The sequence below is a fragment of the Flavobacterium sp. UM26 genome (assembly GCF_057922445.1).
Genome location: NZ_JBVHCY010000009.1, coordinates 69,673 through 91,153 on the forward strand (window position 1 = coordinate 69,673; position 21,481 = coordinate 91,153).

At 34.8% G+C, this 21,481-nt stretch carries 18 protein-coding genes; 17 read left to right on the forward strand and 1 reads right to left on the reverse strand.

Annotated elements, in window-relative coordinates:
- Window positions 1-36 precede the first annotated feature (36 nt).
- The 8 genes from rpsD to ctlX all read left to right on the forward strand — a co-directional run bounded on the left by rpsD (window position 37) and on the right by ctlX (window position 8,260).
- Window positions 37-642, forward strand: a complete 606-nt coding sequence (rpsD, locus tag ACZ1AQ_RS11540) for a 30S ribosomal protein S4 (RefSeq protein ID WP_064716170.1) — start codon at window positions 37-39, stop codon at window positions 640-642.
- A gap of 21 nt (window positions 643-663) precedes the next feature.
- Window positions 664-1,656 (forward strand): DNA-directed RNA polymerase subunit alpha, encoded by a 993-nt coding sequence (locus ACZ1AQ_RS11545; protein ID WP_064716169.1) that lies wholly within the window; start codon window positions 664-666, stop codon window positions 1,654-1,656.
- A gap of 39 nt (window positions 1,657-1,695) precedes the next feature.
- Window positions 1,696-2,181, forward strand: coding sequence for a 50S ribosomal protein L17 (gene rplQ / locus ACZ1AQ_RS11550; protein WP_489633040.1), 486 nt, complete (start codon window positions 1,696-1,698; stop codon window positions 2,179-2,181).
- Between the two features lie 157 nt (window positions 2,182-2,338).
- On the forward strand, window positions 2,339-3,448 hold the full coding sequence (carA, locus tag ACZ1AQ_RS11555) for a glutamine-hydrolyzing carbamoyl-phosphate synthase small subunit (RefSeq protein ID WP_489633041.1): 1,110 nt from the start codon (window positions 2,339-2,341) through the stop codon (window positions 3,446-3,448).
- 111 nt (window positions 3,449-3,559) lie between these two features.
- The gene (gene eno / locus ACZ1AQ_RS11560; RefSeq protein ID WP_489633042.1) at window positions 3,560-4,852 is read left to right on the forward strand and encodes a phosphopyruvate hydratase; all 1,293 of its coding nucleotides are present in this window, start codon (window positions 3,560-3,562) and stop codon (window positions 4,850-4,852) included.
- Between the two features lie 153 nt (window positions 4,853-5,005).
- On the forward strand, window positions 5,006-6,289 hold the full coding sequence (locus ACZ1AQ_RS11565) for a citrate synthase (protein ID WP_489633043.1): 1,284 nt from the start codon (window positions 5,006-5,008) through the stop codon (window positions 6,287-6,289).
- A 66-nt stretch (window positions 6,290-6,355) separates the two neighbouring features.
- Window positions 6,356-7,270, forward strand: coding sequence for a dimethylarginine dimethylaminohydrolase family protein (locus ACZ1AQ_RS11570; protein ID WP_489633044.1), 915 nt, complete (start codon window positions 6,356-6,358; stop codon window positions 7,268-7,270).
- 54 nt (window positions 7,271-7,324) lie between these two features.
- Window positions 7,325-8,260 (forward strand): citrulline utilization hydrolase CtlX, encoded by a 936-nt coding sequence (gene ctlX, locus ACZ1AQ_RS11575; protein WP_489633045.1) that lies wholly within the window; start codon window positions 7,325-7,327, stop codon window positions 8,258-8,260.
- Window positions 8,261-8,317: 57 nt separating this feature from the next.
- Here the strand turns inward: ctlX and ACZ1AQ_RS11580 are convergent, their stop codons facing one another.
- Window positions 8,318-8,944: a MarC family NAAT transporter gene (locus tag ACZ1AQ_RS11580; RefSeq protein ID WP_489633046.1), complete on the reverse strand. Its 627-nt coding sequence runs from the start codon at window positions 8,942-8,944 to the stop codon at window positions 8,318-8,320.
- A 151-nt stretch (window positions 8,945-9,095) separates the two neighbouring features.
- On the opposite strand from ACZ1AQ_RS11580, the gene ACZ1AQ_RS11585 reads away from it, so the two are divergent.
- The 9 genes from ACZ1AQ_RS11585 to rfbB all read left to right on the forward strand — a co-directional run bounded on the left by ACZ1AQ_RS11585 (window position 9,096) and on the right by rfbB (window position 21,357).
- Window positions 9,096-9,464, forward strand: a complete 369-nt coding sequence (locus tag ACZ1AQ_RS11585; RefSeq protein WP_489633047.1) for a CoA-binding protein — start codon at window positions 9,096-9,098, stop codon at window positions 9,462-9,464.
- A 150-nt stretch (window positions 9,465-9,614) separates the two neighbouring features.
- Window positions 9,615-10,769, forward strand: coding sequence for a DegT/DnrJ/EryC1/StrS family aminotransferase (locus tag ACZ1AQ_RS11590; RefSeq protein ID WP_489633048.1), 1,155 nt, complete (start codon window positions 9,615-9,617; stop codon window positions 10,767-10,769).
- 78 nt (window positions 10,770-10,847) lie between these two features.
- Window positions 10,848-11,477, forward strand: coding sequence for a recombination mediator RecR (recR, locus tag ACZ1AQ_RS11595; protein WP_489633049.1), 630 nt, complete (start codon window positions 10,848-10,850; stop codon window positions 11,475-11,477).
- 59 nt (window positions 11,478-11,536) lie between these two features.
- Window positions 11,537-12,334, forward strand: coding sequence for a polysaccharide biosynthesis/export family protein (locus tag ACZ1AQ_RS11600; RefSeq protein ID WP_489633050.1), 798 nt, complete (start codon window positions 11,537-11,539; stop codon window positions 12,332-12,334).
- Between the two features lie 16 nt (window positions 12,335-12,350).
- On the forward strand, window positions 12,351-14,819 hold the full coding sequence (locus ACZ1AQ_RS11605) for a polysaccharide biosynthesis tyrosine autokinase (RefSeq protein WP_489633051.1): 2,469 nt from the start codon (window positions 12,351-12,353) through the stop codon (window positions 14,817-14,819).
- Window positions 14,819-15,790, forward strand: coding sequence for an SDR family oxidoreductase (locus ACZ1AQ_RS11610; RefSeq protein WP_489633052.1), 972 nt, complete (start codon window positions 14,819-14,821; stop codon window positions 15,788-15,790). The genes ACZ1AQ_RS11605 and ACZ1AQ_RS11610 overlap by 1 nt, the downstream gene beginning before the upstream one ends.
- Window positions 15,791-15,888: 98 nt before the next feature.
- On the forward strand, window positions 15,889-17,280 hold the full coding sequence (locus tag ACZ1AQ_RS11615; protein ID WP_489633053.1) for a UDP-glucose 6-dehydrogenase: 1,392 nt from the start codon (window positions 15,889-15,891) through the stop codon (window positions 17,278-17,280).
- Window positions 17,281-18,708: 1,428 nt separating this feature from the next.
- A complete protein-coding gene (locus tag ACZ1AQ_RS11620) occupies window positions 18,709-19,995 on the forward strand; it encodes a nucleotide sugar dehydrogenase (RefSeq protein ID WP_489633054.1) in 1,287 nt (428 codons plus the stop codon).
- A gap of 315 nt (window positions 19,996-20,310) precedes the next feature.
- Complete coding sequence (rfbB, locus tag ACZ1AQ_RS11625) at window positions 20,311-21,357, forward strand: dTDP-glucose 4,6-dehydratase (protein ID WP_489633055.1); 1,047 nt, start codon at window positions 20,311-20,313, stop codon at window positions 21,355-21,357.
- Window positions 21,358-21,481 lie beyond the last annotated feature (124 nt).

The window sequence follows — 21,481 nt, forward strand, 5'->3', positions numbered from 1 at the left end:
ACCTGAATTCATAATCTCTATCTTAAACAAATTAAAATGGCAAGATATACTGGTCCAAGTACAAGAATCGCCCGTAAATTTGGCGAAGCAATTTTCGGAGATGATAAAGCTTTCGAAAAAAGAAACTACCCTCCTGGGCAACACGGGATGGCTAAAAAAAGAGGAAAAAAATCTGAGTACGCTGTCCAATTGATGGAAAAGCAAAAAGCTAAATATTCTTATGGAATTTTAGAAAAACAATTCAGAAATTTATTTGAAAAAGCATCAGCTACTAAAGGTGTAACTGGTGAGGTTTTATTACAATTGTGTGAGTCAAGATTAGATAATGTAGTTTTTAGAATGGGTATTGCTCCTTCTAGAAGAGGTGCTCGTCAAATCGTTTCTCATAGACACATCACTGTTAATGGTGAAGTTGTTAATATTCCTTCTTACCACCTTAAACCTGGTGATAAAGTTGCTGTTCGTGAAAAGTCTAAATCATTAGAAGCTATCGAACGTTCTTTGTCTAATTCAAGTCATGTTTATGAATGGATTACTTGGAATAATGATCTTAAAGAAGGAACTTTTGTTTCTGTACCTGCAAGACTTCAAATTCCTGAAAACATTAAAGAACAATTAATCGTAGAGTTGTACAACAAATAATAATTGACTTAGTCGAAATTTATGGCAATATTTAATTTTCAGAAGCCCGATAAAGTTATCATGATCGATTCAACCGATTTTGAAGGTAAATTTGAATTTAGACCTTTGGAACCTGGTTATGGATTGACTGTTGGTAATGCACTTAGAAGAGTTTTGCTTTCAGCATTAGAAGGATATGCAATAACATCTGTTCGTATCGAAGGTGTAGATCATGAGTTTTCCACTATTTCAGGAGTTGTTGAGGATGTTACCGAGATTATCTTAAATCTTAAACAAGTACGTTTCAAACGTCAGATTGAAGATATAGATAATGAATCAGTTACTATTTCTGTTTCAGGTAAAGATCAATTGACAGCTGGTGATTTTCAAAAATTTATTTCAGGTTTTCAAGTTTTGAATCCAGAACTTGTTATCTGTAATTTAGACAGTAAAATCAAATTAAGTTTTGATTTGACTATTGAAAAAGGTAGAGGTTATGTTCCTGCAGAAGAGAACAAAAAACAGAATGCGGCCATTGGTACTATTTTTACAGATTCTATTTTTACACCTGTAAAGAATGTAAAATATGCTATTGAAAACTTCCGTGTTGAGCAAAAAACAGATTACGAAAAATTAGTTTTTGAAATTAAAACTGATGGTTCCATTAATCCAAAAGATGCTCTTACTGAAGCTGCAAAAGTTTTGATTCACCATTTCATGTTGTTTTCTGATGAAAGAATTACACTTGAGGCTGACGAAATTGCACAAACAGAATCTTATGATGAAGAGTCATTGCATATGAGACAATTGCTTAAAACTAAGCTTGTTGATATGGACTTGTCTGTTAGAGCATTAAATTGTTTGAAAGCGGCTGAAGTTGATACACTTGGTGATTTAGTATCTTTTAATAAAAATGACTTAATGAAGTTCCGTAATTTCGGTAAAAAATCTTTGACTGAACTAGATGAATTAGTAGCGGTAAAGAACCTTACTTTCGGTATGGATTTAACAAAATATAAACTAGATAAAGAATAATCTAATCCGCCTTTTAGGTGAGATTAAATTCATAAAGCAATGAGACACGGAAAAAAAAATAATCACTTAAGCAGACAGACCTCACATAGAAAATCTATGTTGGCTAATATGGCTTGTTCTCTTATTGAGCACAAACGCATTAACACTACTGTTGCTAAGGCCAAAGCGCTTAAACAATTTGTTGAGCCGCTTATAACAAAATCTAAAGCTGATACTACTCACAATCGTCGTATCGTTTTCTCTTATTTACGTAGCAAATATGCTGTAACAGATTTGTTCAGAGATGTTGCTGCAAAAGTTGGAGACCGTCCAGGTGGATATACTCGTATTATTAAAGTTGGTAATCGTTTAGGAGACAACGCTGATATGGCGATGATTGAATTAGTAGATTTTAACGAACTTTATAACGGAGGTAAAAAAGAAGTTAAAAAAGCAAAAAGCCGTCGTGGTGGTAAAGCCAAAAAAAGTGAGGAAGCTGTTGAAGCTCCTGCAAGTGCTGAGCCAACTGCTGAAGCTGCTGAATAATTATGAAAATAATCATTCGATAAATAAATCAAGGATAAGCTATTTATAGTTTATCCTTTTTTTTTGTTTTTTAAGATTCGATTTTTATATACTAATTGTAGATTTAAATTGTTTCGCCTTCTTTTAAAATTTAAATTTGCAAAATTTTTAACTACATATGAAATATACAACTAGACAACAAGCTTTACTTTTACTCAGTGATGGGACTGTTTTTTATGGGAAATCTATAGGTTTGAGTGGAGTCGCTTATGGTGAGGTTTGTTTTAATACCGGAATGACTGGTTATCAAGAAATTTTTACTGATCCGTCTTACTATGGTCAATTAATGGTGGCTACAAATGCTCACATTGGGAACTATGGGGTAAATGATAGAGAAGTTGAGTCAAATTCTATTAAGATTTCTGGACTTATTTGTAAAAACTTTAGTTTTAATTATTCTCGTTCTGATGCTTCCGAGAGTCTTGAGAGTTATTTCAAAAATCAAAATTTGATTTGTATTTCCGATGTTGATACTAGAGCTCTTGTTGGATACATCAGAGAGCATGGTGCTATGAATGCTGTAATCTGTACAGATGGAACGCCTATTGAAGAATTGAAAGTGGCTCTTTCTAATGTGCCTGATATGAAAGGTCTCGAGTTGGCTTCAAAAGTTTCTACTAAGGAGCCTTATTTTTATGGAAATGAAAATGCTAAGTTTAAGATTGCTGCTTTAGATTTGGGTATAAAGACAAATATATTACGAAATTTAGCAAAAAGAGATTGTTATATAAAGGTTTTTCCTTACGACGCAACTTATGAAGATTTGAATTCTTTTAATCCAGATGGTTTTTTCTTGTCTAATGGGCCTGGTGATCCAGATCCGCTTCATAGTGCCATCAATGTTGCAAAACAAATAATTGCAAATGACAAACCATTGTTTGGAATTTGTTTGGGACATCAAGTTATTGCTCTTGCAAACGGAATTTCTACTTACAAAATGTTTAATGGACACCGAGGTATAAATCATCCTGTAACTAATTTGATTACAGGTAGAGGTGAAATTACATCTCAGAATCATGGTTTTGCAGTTAATAAGGAAGAATTAGAAAAACATCCCGAATTAGAAATTACCCATCTACATTTGAATGATGCTACTGTTGCAGGAATGAGAATGAAAAACAAGAACTGTTTTTCTGTTCAATATCATCCTGAAGCTAGTCCTGGTCCACACGATTCTTCTTATTTATTTGATCAGTTTATTGCTAATATAGAGAAAGCAAAAAGCTAAAACGTTATCGTTAATAAATTATAAAATATAGTCCATTCTTTATTTATGATTATCATTTTATTTCCGTAATTTTGAGTAAAATACAAATTAATAACATAAAATATAAGAATAATGAGTATTATTGTTAAAATTTTCGCAAGACAAATTTTCGATTCAAGAGGTAATCCAACTATTGAGGTAGATGTAGTTACAGAAAATGGGATTATAGGACGAGCTGCAGTTCCATCAGGAGCTTCGACTGGTGAACATGAGGCGGTAGAGTTGAGAGATGGTGGTAAAGCCTTTTTAGGAAAAGGAGTTTTGACTGCTGTTAATAATGTAAACACTATTATAGCTGAAGAATTAGTAGGAACTTCTGTTTTTGAACAAAATAAGATTGATCAATTAATGATTGATTTAGATGGTACTCCAAATAAATCAAAATTGGGTGCAAATGCTATCTTGGGAGTTTCTCTTGCAGCGGCAAAAGCTGCCGCTAATGAATTAGGACTTCCTTTGTATAGATATGTAGGTGGAGTTTCGGCTAATACTTTACCATTGCCAATGATGAATATCATTAATGGTGGTTCTCATTCAGATGCTCCTATTGCTTTTCAAGAGTTCATGATTATGCCAGTAAAAGCAACTTCGTTTACTCATGCTTTACAAATGGGTACTGAAATCTTCCATAACCTTAAAAAAGTATTGCATGATAGAGGGCTTTCTACTGCAGTTGGTGATGAAGGTGGGTTTGCACCTAATCTAGCTGGTGGTACCGAGGATGCTTTGGATACTATCAAAAAAGCCGTTGAAGCCGCAGGTTATACTTTTGGAGATGAAGTTATGATTGCTTTAGATTGTGCTTCTTCTGAATTCTATGTTGATGGAAAGTATGATTATTCTAAATTTGAAGGTCCAACTGGAAAAGTTAGAACATCAGCTGAACAAGTTGAGTATTTAGCAGAACTTACAGCAAAATATCCAATCATTTCTATCGAAGATGGTATGCAAGAAAATGATTGGGAAGGTTGGAAATTATTAACCGAAAAAATTGGTGATAAAGTGCAGTTAGTTGGTGATGATTTGTTTGTTACTAATGTTGAGCGTTTATCTACTGGTATCGAAAAAGGAATTGCCAATTCAATTCTTGTAAAAGTTAACCAAATAGGTACTTTAACTGAAACGATTGCTGCTGTAAACATGGCTAAGAATGCTGGTTATACTTCTGTAATGTCTCACCGTTCTGGAGAAACTGAAGATTATACAATTGCTGATTTAGCAGTTGCTTTGAATTGTGGTCAAATTAAAACGGGATCAGCATCTCGTTCTGATCGTATGGCAAAATACAATCAGTTGTTAAGAATTGAGGAAGAACTTGAAGCTACAGCTTATTTTCCTGGTAAAAATGCCTTTAATGTGAAATAAAAACAACAGTTTTTTATACTAAAAGCCATCTGTTAATTCAGATGGCTTTTTTTGTAAACATTTAACAAGTTAGAGATTGAAATCGTTTTTAATTTAGTTCTAAATTCATTAGATTTGGGAAATATTTAATTAAAAGTATATCCATATAATATTATGTCAAAAATAGCAACGTTAGAAATTGATGGCAATAAATTTGAGCTTCCATTTATAGTGGGGAGTGAAAATGAAGGAGCTGTTGATATTAGTAAATTAAGAGACTTATCTGGGGTAATTACAATTGATCCAGGATACAAAAATTCTGGTTCTTGTAAGAGTGAAGTTACTTTTCTAGATGGTGAATTAGGAATTCTTCGTTACAGGGGGTATTCAATAGAAGATTTGGCTGAAAAAGCACATTTTTTAGAAGTGTCTTATCTTGTTATTTTTGGAGAATTACCAACTACAGAACAATTAGAGCAATTTGAAAATGATATTCGTAAACATACTTTGGTTAACGAAGAAATGAAAAATATCATTGATGGTTTTCCAAAAACTGCGCATCCAATGGGAGTTTTATCAGCATTAACTAGTGCATTGACAGCATTTAATCCGAAATCGGTTAATGTTGAAAATGAGAAGGAGATGTACGAGGCTGTTTGCAAAACTATGGGTAAATTTTTAGTTATTGCTACATGGACGTATAGAAAAAGCATGGGATTCCCATTGAATTATTATGATAATACAAAGGGGTATGTTGAGAATTTTATGCGATTAATGTTTGAATTACCAACAGGTCCTTACAAAGCAGATCCTGTTGTAGTAAGTGCTTTAGATAAATTGTTTATTCTACATGCAGATCACGAGCAGAATTGTTCTACATCAACAGTGCGTATGGTAGGTTCTTCTCATGCTGGTTTATTTGCTTCTATTTCTGCTGGAGTTTCAGCACTTTGGGGGCCTCTTCACGGTGGTGCTAATCAAGCGGTTTTAGAAATGCTTGAAGAAATTCATAAAGACGGTGGGGATACTGAAAAGTATTTGTCAAAAGCAAAAGATAAAAACGATCCTTTCCGTTTGATGGGATTTGGTCATAGAGTATATAAAAATTTTGATCCTAGAGCTAGAATTATTAAAAAGGCAGCTGATGAAGTATTAGCTACTTTAGGTGTTGAAGATCCAATTCTAGAAATAGCTAAAAAACTAGAAATAGCTGCTTTAGAAGACGAGTACTTCAAATCAAGAAGTTTGTATCCTAATGTGGATTTCTATTCTGGAATTATATACAGAGCTTTAGGGATTCCTACAGATATGTTTACGGTAATGTTTGCTATTGGTCGTTTACCAGGTTGGATTGCGCAATGGAAGGAAATGAGAGAAAATAAAGAACCAATTGGTCGTCCAAGACAAGTTTATGTTGGGTACCCACTACGGGAATTTAAAAGTGTAGATAAAAGATAATATATTTGACTAAAAAGCTTCGCGAATCTGCGAAGCTTTTTTGGTTATAAACAATTGCAAATAAGAATGTTAGATTTAAATGTAAAAAATGAAACGGCGCGCTTAAGAAAGGTGATTTTAGGATTAGCAAATAGTAATGGACCAACCCCTACAATTGATGAGGCCTATGATCCAAAATCATTGGAGCATATTTTAGCAGGTACTTATCCTATTGAAAAAGACATGGTTTCTGAAATGGATGCTTTTAATGCCGTTTTTCAAAAATATGAGGTTGATGTTCTAAGGCCTGAACTGATTCCTAATTATAATCAAATTTTTGCGAGAGATATTGGATTTGTAATTGATGATGTTTTCATTAAATCCAATATTTTGCCAGATAGAGAAAGGGAGTTAGATGCTATTCAATATATAATTGATCAAATTGACCCTTCTAAGGTGGTTAGGCCTCCTGAGGAAGTTCATATAGAAGGTGGAGATGTAATGCTTTGGAATGAGTATATTTTTATTGGAACTTATAAAGGAAGCGATTATAAAGATTATATAACCGCCAGAACCAATTGGCAAGGAGTAGAATTTATTAAACAACTTTTTCCAAACAAAATAGTCAAAGATTTTGATTTAGTTAAATCAAAATTGGAAGCAAGAGACAATGCCTTGCATTTGGATTGTTGTTTTCAGCCAGTAGGAAACGATAAAGGTATTATTTATAAAAATGGCTTTAGAGAAGAGGCTGATTATTTGTTCTTAGTGAATCTTTTTGGTAAGGAAAACTTGTTTCATATTACCAGAGACGAAATGTATGATATGAATTCTAATGTGTTTTCTATTGCTCCCAATGTGGTGGTTTCTGAAAGGAATTTCACTAGATTAAACAACTGGTTAAGAAATCAAGGTTTTGTAGTTGAAGAAATACCTTATGCGGAGATTGCAAAGCAAGAAGGATTGTTGCGTTGTTCTACACTTCCGTTAGTTAGAGATTAAAAAAAATGTTATAGGTTCAAAGTTTTGATTTGAATCAAATAAATTAGAAAAAAAATGAAACAGACTACCAATTCAATTTTGATGATACGTCCAGTTGCTTTTAGAATGAATGAGCAAACGGCAGTAAATAATTATTACCAAAAAGTATTAGATGGGTTGTTGCCAGCTACTGTTAATGCTAAGGCGCAGGAGGAATTTGATGCTTTTGTGAAAAAATTACGTTCTGTTGGAGTGAACGTTATTGTTGTTGATGATACATTAACTCCAGACACCCCAGACAGTATTTTTCCAAACAATTGGATTTCCTTTCATGAAAATGGAGATGTTGTTTTGTATCCAATGTTTGCAGAAAATCGTCGTTTGGAAAGAAGAGAAGATATTCTAGATATTTTGGAAGACGAGGGATTTGTGATTAATGAAATCATGGATTATACTGAGGCTGAAAAAGATGGGATATTTTTGGAAGGAACAGGGAGTTTGTTGTTAGATCGTGCCAATGGTAAAGCGTATTGCGCATTATCACCAAGGGCTGATGAAGAACTATTTATTGAGTTTTGTGAAGATTTTGATTTTGCACCAATAATTTTTGAAGCTTTTCAAACCGTAAATGAAGAAAGAAAACTGATTTATCATACTAATGTGATGATGTGTTTGGGAGAAACTTTTGCCGTTTTGTGTGCCGATGCAATTGATGATAAAAAAGAACGCAAGATGGTGATTGATAGTCTCAAAAACGATGATAAGCAAGTGATTTTGATTACAGAAGATCAAGTGAATAATTTTGCAGGTAACATGCTTGAGGTAAAAGGTGCAGACGACAGAAGATATTTAGTAATGAGTGCTGCTGCTCACCAAGCATTGACCAAAAAACAAATTATGCTACTAGAAGAACATGTTACTATTTTAAGTTCAAGTTTAGACACTATTGAGGCTTGTGGTGGCGGAAGCGCTCGTTGTATGATGGCAGAGATTTTTCTGCCAAGAGCCTAGTTAAAACGTTATAAAAAAAGCCTGTCAGAAATTCTTTTTTGACAGGTTTTTTTTTGCTTAAAAATTAGCTTTTATAATATTAATTAAGGCACTTACAATATATTGTATTCCAATGGCGATGACAATAAATCCAACGATACGAGAAATGGCAACAATGCCTGAAGCTCCTAACGCTCTTGCTAGATAGTGTGCGCTTCTTAAAATAATATAAATTGTTGCCGAAATGGCAAGAATGGCCGCAATCGAAATCAAAATCTCGTTGGTCGATTTGTGTTGGTTGTAAAAAGCGATTAGTAATGACATAGAACCTGGTCCAGCGAGCATTGGAATAGCTAATGGAGTCAATGCGATGTCGTTTCTCTGTTGTGCTTCGTTTTCAATTTTTTTGTTGATCCCCCTTTTTTTGTTGAATTTTCCAGATAATAGAGAGAAACCAGAACTTACGATTACAATTCCACCAGCGATTCTTAGAGAGTCAATACTTATGCCAAAGAAAGTAAGGACGTATTGACCAATTAAGTAAGAGACAACTAAGATGATAAAAACGTTAATGGAAGTCCAAAGCGAGAGTCTGTTACGTTCGGATTGTGCATCATTTTGTGTTAACCCCACGAAAATTGGTACTGTCCCAATCGGATTTAGTACAGAAAATAAAGCCGCAAATAGATAAATAAATAATTCCATACCTAAGATTTTATCACAAAGCTACAATTTTTAGAATGATAAATCTTACTGGTTTGTTATTTAATTGTTTCTTAAATACAATGATTTTCGAAGGGTAAAAGAGTTAGGGCTCACTTATTTTTGGCTACTTTTGTAATATATATTTTGAGAAATGACAAAAAGTAAAAAGACAGTAGTTTTAGGAGCTACTTCTAAACCAGAAAAGTATGCTTATAAAGCTATTTCAATGTTGGTACAAAAAGGGCATTCAGTAATAGCTATAGGGCAAAACGCTGGTGAAGTAGCAGGTGTTAAAATTCATACCAAAGCAATACCTTTAAAAAATATTGATACCGTTACCTTGTATTTAAATCCAGTACGTCAAAGAGCGTATTATAATTATATAGTTGATGCTCAGCCTAGACGAGTAGTTTTTAACCCGGGAACTGAAAATCCAGAGTTGTATCAGTTATTAGAATTGAATGGTATTCAAGCTGAAGTGGCTTGTACTTTGGTTTTGTTGGCTACGAATCAGTATTAAAAATCTAATCCTTCTTGAGTAGGCAAATGAATTTGTAATTCTATTTATTAAAGGATAAGAATTTAGTAAAGTTTGTTTACTGTCTCAATTTTGATGGTTTGATAAAAAGAAAAAAGGAACTCTTTTTTATATTTAAAGCTAGTAGTATTTATGAATATAGATAGAATTTTTCTGTCTGAAGCTCATCCTAGCGGAAAGGAATTGTCTTATGTGCAGCAGGCGTTGCAGCTCAAGGCAATTACTTCTGGCGGAAGTGTTGTCCGTGAATTTGAAAAAGATTTAGAACAGTATCTTGAAGACAAGGTTTATGTTTATGCTACAAATTCTGGAACAGCAGCGATACATCTAGGTTTGTTGTTACTAGGTGTGGAGTCTGGTGATGAAGTTTTGTGTCAAACGATGACATTCTCTGCATCTGTAAATCCTATTCTTTATATTGGTGCTACACCTATTTTTATTGATAGCGAACCCTCAACTTGGAATATGTGTCCGATTGCCTTAGATGAAGCAATAAAGGATAGACTCTCCAAAGGTAAAAAACCTAAGTGTATAGTTGTGGTTGATCTTTATGGGATGCCTTTTCAAGTTGAAAAAATACGTGCAGTTGCAGCGCAGTACTCTATTCCTGTTTTGGAGGACAGTGCCGAGGCATTGGGGAGTAGTTATAAAGGGATGCCATGTGGTACACTCGGGGATATAGGTGTTTTTTCTTTTAATGGTAATAAAATTATAACCACCTCTAGCGGCGGGGCTTTAATACTTTCGGATAAGTTGAAAAAAGAGAGAGCATTTTTCTTGGCTACCCAAGCTCGTGATGTAGCACCTTATTATCAGCACAGTGAAATTGGGTATAATTATGCTATGAGTTCAATAGCAGCATCAGTTGGAAGAGGGCAATTAGAAGTATTAGGAGAGCGGTTGAAAGCAAGGCGAGACAATCATTTATTTTATGATGAACTGTTTTCTAATGCCAAAGGAATACTTGTTTTTTCTGAGCCAAATGCTGTTTTTTTTTCCAATTATTGGTTAACTACGATTTTGATAGATAAGGAAAAGACCAATGGGTTAACTCCTGAAATTTTTCGTTTGTTTTTAGAAGAATACAATATAGAAGCACGACATTTATGGAAACCTATGCATTTGCAACCGGTATTTGAAAAATATCCATATTATGGAAAAAAAATAGCTGCCTCTTTGTTCGAAGTGGGATTATGTCTTCCTTCAAGTTCTAATTTAACCCAAGAAAGCAAAAATAGAATTAAAGAGAGTTGTCAAGTTCTGTTGAACAAGTACCAGTGTTTGTAATACATTCTGGTAAATGTAAAACGCGAGTTTGTTTTTAGGACTAGTTTTTTTTTCAATTTTAAACGTATTTTTGTCCCTATGGAATTTTCTTCAAAATTATTAGAGAAAGCGGTAAACGAAATGGCTCAATTGCCAGGAATAGGGAAGAGAACAGCCTTGCGTTTGGTGCTACATTTGCTTAAACAACCTTTGGATCAAACGCATTTTCTAGCAGAGGCTTTGACTAGTATGCGAAATGATATTCGATTTTGTTCTAAGTGTCATAATATTTCTGATACAGAATTGTGTCAAATTTGCTCCAATCATACCAGAAATCACCAATTAATTTGCGTTGTCGAAGACATTCGAGATGTTATGGCTATTGAGAACACAGGACAATACAAAGGTGTATATCATGTTTTAGGGGGTAAAATTTCTCCAATTGATGGTGTAGGTCCTAGCCAATTACACATTAATTCGTTGTTGGAAAAGGTAAATTCTGGACAAGTAAAAGAATTGATTTTTGCGTTAAGCTCTACTATGGAAGGAGATACAACCAATTTTTATATTTACAAACAAATTGCTAATACAGATTTGATTGTTTCGACCATAGCTAGAGGAATAGCGGTGGGAGATGAGTTAGAATACGCAGACGAGGTAACACTTGGACGAAGTATTTTGCAACGCGTTCCATTTGAGTCTTCATTCAAGGCAACGGGTTCCAATTAATAGTTTTAGTTTTCTATTAATTGTGAATGATAAACTATATTTGTAACAAAATAAACAGCATGAACAAATTGATTTTCTTTTTGGTGATGATGAGTGGTTTGCTTTTAACTTCTTGTATACCAACAAAAGATTTAACTTATTTACAGCAAAAAGAGTCTGAGTCTCCTGAAAAAGCTATTGCAGCTATTGAATTGAAACCGTATCGTTTGCAAACCAATGATATATTAAGTATCAATCTAAAAGCCATTGATCCTAAACTAGTCTCTATATTTAATGCAAGTGCTAATACAAACGAAAATATGGTTCAAAATTCTGAAAGCGGTTTGTATTTTAATGGGTATCGTGTTGATGATCATGGTAATATTCGTATTCCAATTTTAGGCGAGATAAATGTATTAGGTTATACATTAGAAGAAGTGCGCTTAAAAATTGAAAAACAGTTACTAGAGGAATACTTTAATAAAGAAGCTAATCTTTTTGTAAACGTGAAACTTTCTGGATTTAGATATACCATTAATGGCGAAGTGGGAAATACAGGAACAAAAACACTCTATCAAGAAAATGTAAATATACTTGAAGCGATTGCCAATGCAGGAGATATAACTATGGTTGGTAATAGAAAAGAAGTAACTATTATGAGAAAAACTCCAACAGGTGTTGAAATGCACGATGTAGACCTTACCGATAGAAATGTAATCAATTCGCCTTATTATTATCTTCAACCTAATGATTATATTTACGTAAAACCACTAAAGCAAAAGTCTTGGGGAACTGGGAAGACTGGGATAGAATCACTGGGTACTGTTATTACTTTGTTGTCTTTAGTAACTACAACTTATTTATTATTAAAAAATTAAATCCCTTTTCTAGAAAATGCTTGACCTAAAAGATTTTTCCATTTTTGAAAATCAATCCACTTTTGATTTCAAAGGCTTTTTGATAAAAATAGCAGGATACTGGAAGTGGTTTTTGATAAGTTTAGTTATTTCTTTTTTTATTGCTTATCAAGTAAATATTCGAAAAGAAAAAATATATGGTTTAGAAACGGTAATTTCTGTTAAGGAAGAAAGTAATCCTTTGTTTACATCAAATACTAGTTTGACTTTTAATTGGGGAGGTGTTTCAGATGAAGTTCAAACCATAACCACTACACTACAATCTCGATCTCATAATGAGTTGGTGGTCGAAAAACTACAATATTACATAGACTATTTGGTTCAAGGAGAATACAATCTGATTGATGCATATGGTGCTGTGCCCTTCGAATTGATTTTGGATAAAAAGAAAGGACAATTGGCAGGTACTCTCATTAGCATTACGTTTGTGTCTGAATCAGTATATGAGATTAAAATCCCATTTGAGAACAATTCTGTTTCATTGATTCATTATGTGGATAATGCTAATACTACTACTGCAGTCGCTGTAGGTGAGTTTAAGAAAAGATATAGGGTAGGAGAAGTGGTGGCGTTACCTTTTTTGAATTGGAAGTTACAAATTAAAGAAAATCCTGGGTTCTATAAAGGGAACGAATATTTTGTGCGTTTTAATGATTTTGATGCTACTGTTTCAATTTACAAAGGGATTGGTGTAAGAGCAGATGATAAAGGAGGATCCATATTAACTTTGAGTATGCAAGGTACCAACAAAGCACGTTTGGTTGACTATTTAAATGCTACAGTAAAAATGCTGATAAAAAGACAGTTAGACAGTAAGAATCAATTTGCTACTAATACAATTGCCTTTATCGATAGTACTTTGGTGTCTATGGAATCCCAATTAAAAGAAACGGGTAATGAATTGAAATCGTTCAGAAAAGATAAAAATATTATTGATGTAGAAGATGGAGGAGCTAAATTTTCGGATAAAATCCTTAAATATGATGTTGAGAAGGATGAAATTACACGAAAAATGGCTTACTATAATTCGTTGAAATCTTATTTGAAAAACAGTGTTGATTATTCTAAACTTCCAGCCCCTTCTGTGGCTGGGATTGAAGACCCAAATATTGTTGTAAACGTCTCTAAATTGATAGCTTTATCTACGCAACGTTCAGAAATGGCTTATGCTGTAAAAAGCGAGAAAATTTTCAAAGATTTTGACAACCAAATGATGGCGGTAAAAAATGTTTTATTAGAAAATATTGTCACCGCAAAGCAATCGTTACAATATGATTTAGCCACCATAAATAGTAAGATTGGAGAATCAGAAAGTGTGATAAAGCAATTGCCTGAAGACCAACAAGAATTGATAAAAATCAAACGTAAATATGATTTGAGTGACAATATTTATAATACATTTTTGCAAAAACGAAGCGAAGCTGATATTGTAAAAGCAGCTAATTTGTCCGATATTCATTTTATTGACCCTGCTAAGGATGTAGGAGGTGGGCTTATAGGGCCCAAGACATCTGTTAATTATGTTTTGGCACTATTCTTAGGGATTTTAATTCCGTTGATAATTGTTTTGATTATTTTCTTTATCAATAATTCGATTCAAAATACAGACGAATTGGGTAACTTGACCCAAATACCTCTTATAGGAGTTGTTGGTGTTAATAGAGACAAGACAGGTTTAGCGGTATTTGATAAACCCAAATCAGCGTTGTCAGAATCCTTTCGAGCGATACGTTCCTCTTTACAATTTATGTATAAAAAACAGAATGTAGATGGGGCAAAAACATTAATGATTACTTCCTCAGTTAGTGGTGAAGGCAAAACATTTTGTTCTATTAACATAGCGACCGTTTTTGCATTGAGCGAAAAGAAAACAGTAATTGTTGGGTTAGATTTACGTAAGCCTAAACTTTTCGAAGAGTTTAATTTGAATAATGATAAAGGGGTTGTTAATTATTTAATTCATCAAAATACCTTAGAGGAGATTACCAATGCTACTGATGTGCCTTTCCTGGACGTTATTCTTTCGGGGCCTATTCCTCCTAACCCAGGTGAGTTAATTATTAGTGAAGGCATGGGGGAAATGATGGAGGCGTTAAAGCAAAAGTATGATTATATTATCCTGGATACACCTCCTGTGGGATTGGTTTCGGATGCGCTGGAGTTAGATCAATACTGTGATGCGACATTATATATTGTACGTCAGAATTTTTCAAAGAAAGATATGATAACTTTATTGAATAATAGAGTTAAAAGAGGAGAATTGAAGAACGTAAGCATTGTATTGAATGGTTTTGAAAATAAGGCAAGATACGGAACGGGCTATGGTTATGGTTATGGCTATGGTTACGGAAACAATACTTATGCTCAAGGCTATCATGACCGTGAGCCAGAGAAAAAGTTGATTGCAAAAGTATTAGATTGGTTGAAAAAAGAAAGGAAAGTATAATGGAGGCTACGATTTTAATCACAGGAGGTGCTGGTTTTATTGGTTCTAACTTAACCGAATATTTTTTATCAAAAGGATATAAGGTTGTGGTGTTGGATAATTTTGCTACAGGACATCGACACAATCTTTCAGCGGTTGCATCTCATCCTAAGTTTAGATTGATTGAAGGTGATATTCGCTACGCCAGCGATTGTGCAAATGCAGTCGAAGGTGTGGATTATGTTTTACATCAGGCAGCTCTTGGTTCTGTGCCTCGTTCTATAGGTGATCCGGTTACAACTAACGAGGTTAATGTATCTGGTTTTTTGAATATGTTGGTTGCGGCTAGAGAGGCGAAGGTAAAACGATTTGTTTATGCGGCTAGTTCCTCAACTTATGGAGATTCGGTAGGATTGCCAAAAGTAGAAGAGGTTATTGGGAAACCATTATCGCCGTACGCGATTACCAAATATGTCAATGAATTGTATGCCGAAATATTCGGGAAAACGTATGGTATGGAGACCATTGGGTTGCGGTATTTTAATGTTTTTGGAAGGAAACAAGATCCGCAAGGGGCTTATGCAGCAGTGATTCCTAAGTTTGTAAAACAATTAATGACTCTTGAAAGTCCAAAGATTAATGGTGATGGGAATTATTCTAGAGATTTTACCTATATCGACAATGTTATTCAAATGAATGAATTGGCTATGACTACTACAAATCCTGAGGCTATAAATACAGTTTTTAATACGGCTTTTGGGGATCGTAATACGCTTAATGATCTTGTTGGTTATTTAAAAACCTATTTAGGAGAATTTGATGAGAGAATAAAATCCATTGCAGTTGAGTACGGCCCTAATCGTGCGGGTGATATTCCTCATTCTTTGGCAAGTATCGACAAGGCCAAACGCATATTGGGTTATGATCCTAAGTTCTCTTTGCAAGCAGGATTAAAAGAAGCGGTTCAGTGGTATTGGAACAACCTAAAATAGTTGCAAAAGCAATACAGTATGATGTAGCAATGGTTTCCATCCGTTGTAAAAAAGAGAAGTAGGTTTAAGTTTTAGAATTAAAAGATAAATAACAAAAAATGACCATTACAAGAATATGTTGTATAGGCGCCGGATATGTTGGAGGACCAACGATGGCGGTTATCGCACAAAAATGTCCCCATATCCAAGTGACTGTGGTGGATTTGAATCAAGAAAGAATCGCGGCATGGAATGATGCAGATGTAAATAATATTCCCATTTATGAGCCAGGTTTGGCCGAAGTAGTACAAGAAGCCAGAGGTCGAAATTTGTTTTTTTCTACGGATGTGGAAAAAGCCATAGACGAAGCACAACTGATTTTTATTTCTGTGAATACGCCAACGAAAACTTATGGCAAAGGAAAAGGGATGGCAGCTGATTTAAAGTATATCGAGTTGTGTGCCCGTCAAATTGCCAAAGTAGCGAAAGATAACAAAATTGTAGTAGAAAAATCAACGTTGCCTGTTCGCACCGCCGAAGCGATTAAAAGTATTTTAGATCATACGGGCAATGGGGTTCATTTTCAAATTTTATCCAACCCAGAGTTTTTAGCGGAGGGTACTGCGGTAAACGACCTGTTGTTTCCAGACCGAATATTGATTGGTGGTGATACCACTCCAGAAGGACTACAAGCTATACAATCTTTAGTAGCTGTTTATGCGAATTGGGTACCACAAGAAAAGATTTTGACGACCAATGTATGGTCATCTGAATTGTCTAAGTTAACTGCCAATGCTTTTTTGGCACAACGAATTTCTTCTATCAATGCAATGTCAGAATTATGCGAACAAACAGGTGCCGATGTGAATGAAGTAGCTAAAGCTATCGGAATGGATAGCAGAATTGGTTCTAAGTTTTTGAAGGCTTCTGTAGGTTTTGGAGGGTCTTGTTTTCAAAAGGATATTTTGAATTTGGTTTATATTGCCAAATCTTACGGTTTACATGAGGTGGCCGATTATTGGGAGCAGGTCATCATTATGAATGATCATCAAAAAAGACGTTTTTCAAATAAAATTGTGCAAACACTGTACAATACAGTAGCCGATAAAAAAATAGCTTTTTTGGGTTGGGCGTTTAAGAAAGATACTAATGACACACGTGAATCGGCTGCTATTTATGTGGCAGACGACTTGATTAATGAGGAAGCCCGCCTTTCGGTTTATGATCCTAAAGTGTCGTTTAAAAAAGTACTTGCCGATCTCGACTACTTAGCATCTAGGCATACTATACAAAATCAAGAACATATTACAAGCGCGACTTCTGCCTATGACGCTTGCCAAAACGCCCATGCTATAGCTATCTTAACAGAATGGGATGAATTTAGAGGTTATGATTGGCAAAAAATCTACGATAGCATGCAAAAACCAGCCTTTGTTTTTGATGGGCGCAATATTTTGAACGCCGAGGAGATGAAAGCCATTGGTTTTGTATACTTAGGGATAGGGGCGTAGCAATCATGGTTGGTTTATTTGTTTAGTCGGTTAATTGGTTATTAGTTCATTGTTTGTTGTTTATAGTTATTGTAAGCTGAAAACTTAACCGCAAGGTTCGCTAAGAGTTACGCAAAGTTCGCTAGGGGGTATGGTATTGGGAGGTTTTGGGTTAATTGGTTAACTGTTTAATTGATTATTCGTTTGTTGTTTGTGGTTTATAGTTGTTGTAGACTGAAAACTTAACCGCAAGGTTCGCTAAGAGTTACGCAAAGTTCGCTAGGGGGTATGGTATTGGGAGGTTTTGGGTTAATTGGTTAACTGTTTAATTGATTATTCGTTTGTTGTTTGTGGTATATAGTTGTTGTGGACTGAAACTTGACCGCAAGATTCTCTGGTGAATAGTGTTGTGAGGTTTCTGATTAATTTGTTATCTGTTTGTGGTTTATAGTTGTTGTAGGCTGAAAACTTAACCACAAGGTTCGCGAAGAGTTACGCAAAGTTCGCTAGGGGGTATGGTATTGGGAGGTTTTGGGTTAATTGGTTAACTGTTTAATCGGTTAATTGATTATTCGTTTGTTGTTTGTGGTTTATAGTTGTTGTAGGCTGAAAACTTAACCACAAGGTTCGCGAAGAGTTACACAAAGTTCGCTAGGGGGTATGGTATTGGGAGTTTTGGGTTAATCGGTTAACTGTTTAATCGGTTAATTGATTATTCGTTTGTTGTTTGTGGTTTATAGTTGTTTGGACTGAAACTTGACCGCAGATTCTCCAGTGAATAGTGTTGTGAGGTTTCAGATTAATTGGTTATCTGTTTGTGGTTTATAGTTGTTGTGGACTGAAAACTTAACCGCTAGGTTCGCGAAGAGTTACACAAAGTTCGCTAAGGGCATGGTATTGGAGGTTTTGGTTAATCGATGCGTTGTTTTGTGTTTATTTCTCAATAAATACTATGAATGAATATCACGCATGCTAAAGCTTCTTTCTTGAAAATGAAAATTCATTTATTTCAGCGGTAATTTATGTGTGGTTTTAGAAAGGAAGTCGGTGTTTGGTAGTTGAGCAAGAAAATGCTAACAATGTACGTTTTAGTTTTTCTCAAGCCCTTGGTAATTAAATACAAAATATATATTGATAATTTCTCTTGAATATTCATAGTAGTGAAAAAATTAACTTGATTCTTTTCTACTAGTGTTTGAATTAAGGATGTAATAACTTACTAATTAAACGGCTAAACATAAAACAGACTATCACTAATTTTAGTGATTTTTGTCTTTTAGGTTTTTAAATTATCATGGTTTATTTGTTGGTAGACAGTGATTTGTAATGTTGTTGCGTTTTTGTTTTTTTTGTGCTAATGAAAAGCAAAGCCTTTCGCTCTAGATTTTGTTATATTTGCAATCCTATAGAACTTTCAGAAAAGGACTGTTGGTTTAAATAAGTAATACTTTGGATACAAATATAAAAATTGCTGTAATTGGTCTAGGATATGTTGGATTGCCTTTGGCTAGACTTTTTGCTACTCAATATCCTGTAGTTGGATTTGACATCAATCAAAACCGAATTTCCGAATTGCAACAAGGTACCGATAGTACTTTAGAAGTTGAGGACGCAGTTTTACAAGCTGTTTTAGTTCCTAATTTCGATTCCGCCACAAAAGGGTTGTTGTGTTCTAGTGATCTAACAGCCATTCAAGATTGTAACTACTATATCGTTACGGTACCTACGCCTGTTGATAAAAATAATCGACCTGATTTAACGCCCTTGTATAAATCCAGTACTACTGTTGGGAAAGTCTTAAAAAAAGGAGATGTCGTTATTTATGAATCTACTGTTTATCCTGGGGTAACCGAAGAAGAATGCGTGCCTGTTTTGGAGCAAGTTTCGGGTTTACAGTTTAATGTTGATTTTTTTGCTGGCTATTCTCCAGAGCGTATTAATCCTGGAGACAAAGAACATACCGTAGAAAAAATTTTAAAAATAACTTCGGGATCTACTCCCGATATCGGTCAAAAAGTGGATGCCTTATACCGTTCGGTTATCATAGCAGGGACGCATTTAGCGCCCTCTATCAAAGTAGCCGAAGCTGCCAAAGTAATCGAAAATTCGCAACGCGATATCAATATTGCTTTTGTAAATGAATTAGCTAAAATCTTCAATTTATTAGATATAGATACTGCCGAAGTTTTAAAAGCAGCAGGAACGAAATGGAATTTCTTGCCCTTTAAACCAGGCTTAGTAGGAGGACATTGTATTGGGGTTGACCCTTATTATTTGGCACAAAAAGCCCAAGAGAAAGGCTATCATCCCGAAATTATATTGGCTGGTCGCCGATTGAATGACAGCATGGGGGAGTATGTAGCGGCTCAAGTAGTAAAGCTAATGATTAAAAAAGGCGTAGTTATCAATGGTGCTCAATTGTTATTGTTAGGCATCACTTTCAAAGAAAATTGTCCTGATGTTCGCAATACGAAAATCGTTGATGTAGTTCGCGCTTTAGCTGATTATGGCATACAGGTTACGATTTATGATCCTTGGGCGAATCCCGAAGAAGTAAGACACGAATACGGCTTGACTACAATAAACCATATACCCGAAACTACTTATGATGCTATCGTTTTAGGGGTGGCACATCAAGCTTTCTTGGATATGGACTACGCCACTTTGAGAAAAGAAAAAAGTGTGTTGTATGATGTGAAAGGGGTGTTGCAGGTACCAGTGGATGGGAAGTTGTAAGGGGAGGCTGTTGTCAGTTATCGGTTATCGGTTGTCGGTTGTCGGTTATCGGTTATCGGTTATCGGTTATCGGTTATCGGTTATCGGTTTTCAGTTAATCGGTTAGAGGTAATTAGCGATAAAGTTAGACTCTTATGGTGTTTAATTGGTTAATCGTTTAATCGGTTAGAGGTAGTTAGTGGTAAAGTTAGACGGTTAATGAGTTTAATCGGTTAATCGTTTAATCGGTTAGAGGTAGTTAGTGGTAGTTAGACGATTAACCAGTTAACCAAATAACCAGTTAAACGATTAAGCAAAATATAAAAATATAGGAAAATGAAAAAAATTTTAATTACAGGGGGTGCAGGATTTATTGGGTCGCATGTGGTGCGTCGATTTGTAACTACTTATCCAACGTATCATATTTTTAATTTAGATGCGTTGACCTATGCCGGTAATTTAGAAAACATCAAGGACGTTGAAAAGGCTCCTAATTATACTTTCGTGAAAGGGGATATCACTGATGAGGTGTTTATTAACGAATTGTTTGCTACTCATCAATTTGATGGCGTTTTGCATTTGGCTGCAGAATCGCATGTGGATCGATCGATTACCGATCCTTTGGCTTTTGTAAAAACGAATGTTTTTGGCACCATGATTTTGCTCAATGCTGCTAAAAACCAGTGGAAGGACAATTTTGAAGGCAAGCGTTTTTATCATATTAGTACCGATGAGGTATATGGTACTTTGGGAGCAGATGGACTTTTTACTGAGACTACTCCTTATGATCCCAATTCTCCTTATTCAGCTTCGAAAGCGAGCTCGGATCACTTTGTGCGTGCATACGGCGAAACGTATGGATTGCCTTATGTGTTGACGAATTGTTCGAACAATTATGGGCCGTATCATTTTCCGGAAAAATTAATTCCATTGTTTATTAATAATATCATTCATAATAAACCTTTACCTGTCTATGGTGATGGGAAGTATACCAGAGATTGGTTGTTTGTTAAAGATCATGCCGTGGCTATTGATTTGGTTTTTCACAAAGGCAAAAATCATGAAACCTATAATATCGGCGGTTTTAATGAATGGAAAAATATTGATTTGGTAAAAGTTTTGTGTCGAATCATGGATGAAAAGTTAGGTCGTCCAACTGGGACTTCTCAAGAGTTGATTACTTATGTAAAAGATCGTCCAGGACATGATTTGCGTTATGCTATCGATGCTAGTAAAATTAATCAAGAGTTAGGTTGGAAGCCTTCGGTTACTTTTGAAGAAGGACTGGAGCAAACCATCGATTGGTATTTGAGTAATCAGGAGTGGTTAAATAGCGTGACGTCTGGGGCGTATGCATCCTATTATGAAAAGCAGTATTTGTAATTTATCAGTTATCTGTTTTCAGTTATCTGTTTTCAGTTATCTGTTTTCAGTTATCTGTTTTCAGTTATGAGTTGTCAGTTATGAGTTGTCGGTTATCTGTTTTCAGTTATGTTGTCAGTTATGA

What these genes read in the sequence shown, in the direction of transcription:
- rpsD (WP_064716170.1), top strand. Translation starts at nt 37, where the DNA reads ATGGCAAGATATACTGGTCCAAGTACAAGAATCGCCCGTAAATTTGGC.
- ACZ1AQ_RS11545 (WP_064716169.1), top strand. Translation starts at nt 664, where the DNA reads ATGGCAATATTTAATTTTCAGAAGCCCGATAAAGTTATCATGATCGAT.
- rplQ (WP_489633040.1), top strand. Translation starts at nt 1,696, where the DNA reads ATGAGACACGGAAAAAAAAATAATCACTTAAGCAGACAGACCTCACAT.
- carA (WP_489633041.1), top strand. Translation starts at nt 2,339, where the DNA reads ATGAAATATACAACTAGACAACAAGCTTTACTTTTACTCAGTGATGGG.
- eno (WP_489633042.1), top strand. Translation starts at nt 3,560, where the DNA reads ATGAGTATTATTGTTAAAATTTTCGCAAGACAAATTTTCGATTCAAGA.
- ACZ1AQ_RS11565 (WP_489633043.1), top strand. Translation starts at nt 5,006, where the DNA reads ATGTCAAAAATAGCAACGTTAGAAATTGATGGCAATAAATTTGAGCTT.
- ACZ1AQ_RS11570 (WP_489633044.1), top strand. Translation starts at nt 6,356, where the DNA reads ATGTTAGATTTAAATGTAAAAAATGAAACGGCGCGCTTAAGAAAGGTG.
- ctlX (WP_489633045.1), top strand. Translation starts at nt 7,325, where the DNA reads ATGAAACAGACTACCAATTCAATTTTGATGATACGTCCAGTTGCTTTT.
- ACZ1AQ_RS11580 (WP_489633046.1), bottom strand. Translation starts at nt 8,944, where the DNA reads ATGGAATTATTTATTTATCTATTTGCGGCTTTATTTTCTGTACTAAAT.
- ACZ1AQ_RS11585 (WP_489633047.1), top strand. Translation starts at nt 9,096, where the DNA reads ATGACAAAAAGTAAAAAGACAGTAGTTTTAGGAGCTACTTCTAAACCA.
- ACZ1AQ_RS11590 (WP_489633048.1), top strand. Translation starts at nt 9,615, where the DNA reads ATGAATATAGATAGAATTTTTCTGTCTGAAGCTCATCCTAGCGGAAAG.
- recR (WP_489633049.1), top strand. Translation starts at nt 10,848, where the DNA reads ATGGAATTTTCTTCAAAATTATTAGAGAAAGCGGTAAACGAAATGGCT.
- ACZ1AQ_RS11600 (WP_489633050.1), top strand. Translation starts at nt 11,537, where the DNA reads ATGAACAAATTGATTTTCTTTTTGGTGATGATGAGTGGTTTGCTTTTA.
- ACZ1AQ_RS11605 (WP_489633051.1), top strand. Translation starts at nt 12,351, where the DNA reads ATGCTTGACCTAAAAGATTTTTCCATTTTTGAAAATCAATCCACTTTT.
- ACZ1AQ_RS11610 (WP_489633052.1), top strand. Translation starts at nt 14,819, where the DNA reads ATGGAGGCTACGATTTTAATCACAGGAGGTGCTGGTTTTATTGGTTCT.
- ACZ1AQ_RS11615 (WP_489633053.1), top strand. Translation starts at nt 15,889, where the DNA reads ATGACCATTACAAGAATATGTTGTATAGGCGCCGGATATGTTGGAGGA.
- rfbB (WP_489633055.1), top strand. Translation starts at nt 20,311, where the DNA reads ATGAAAAAAATTTTAATTACAGGGGGTGCAGGATTTATTGGGTCGCAT.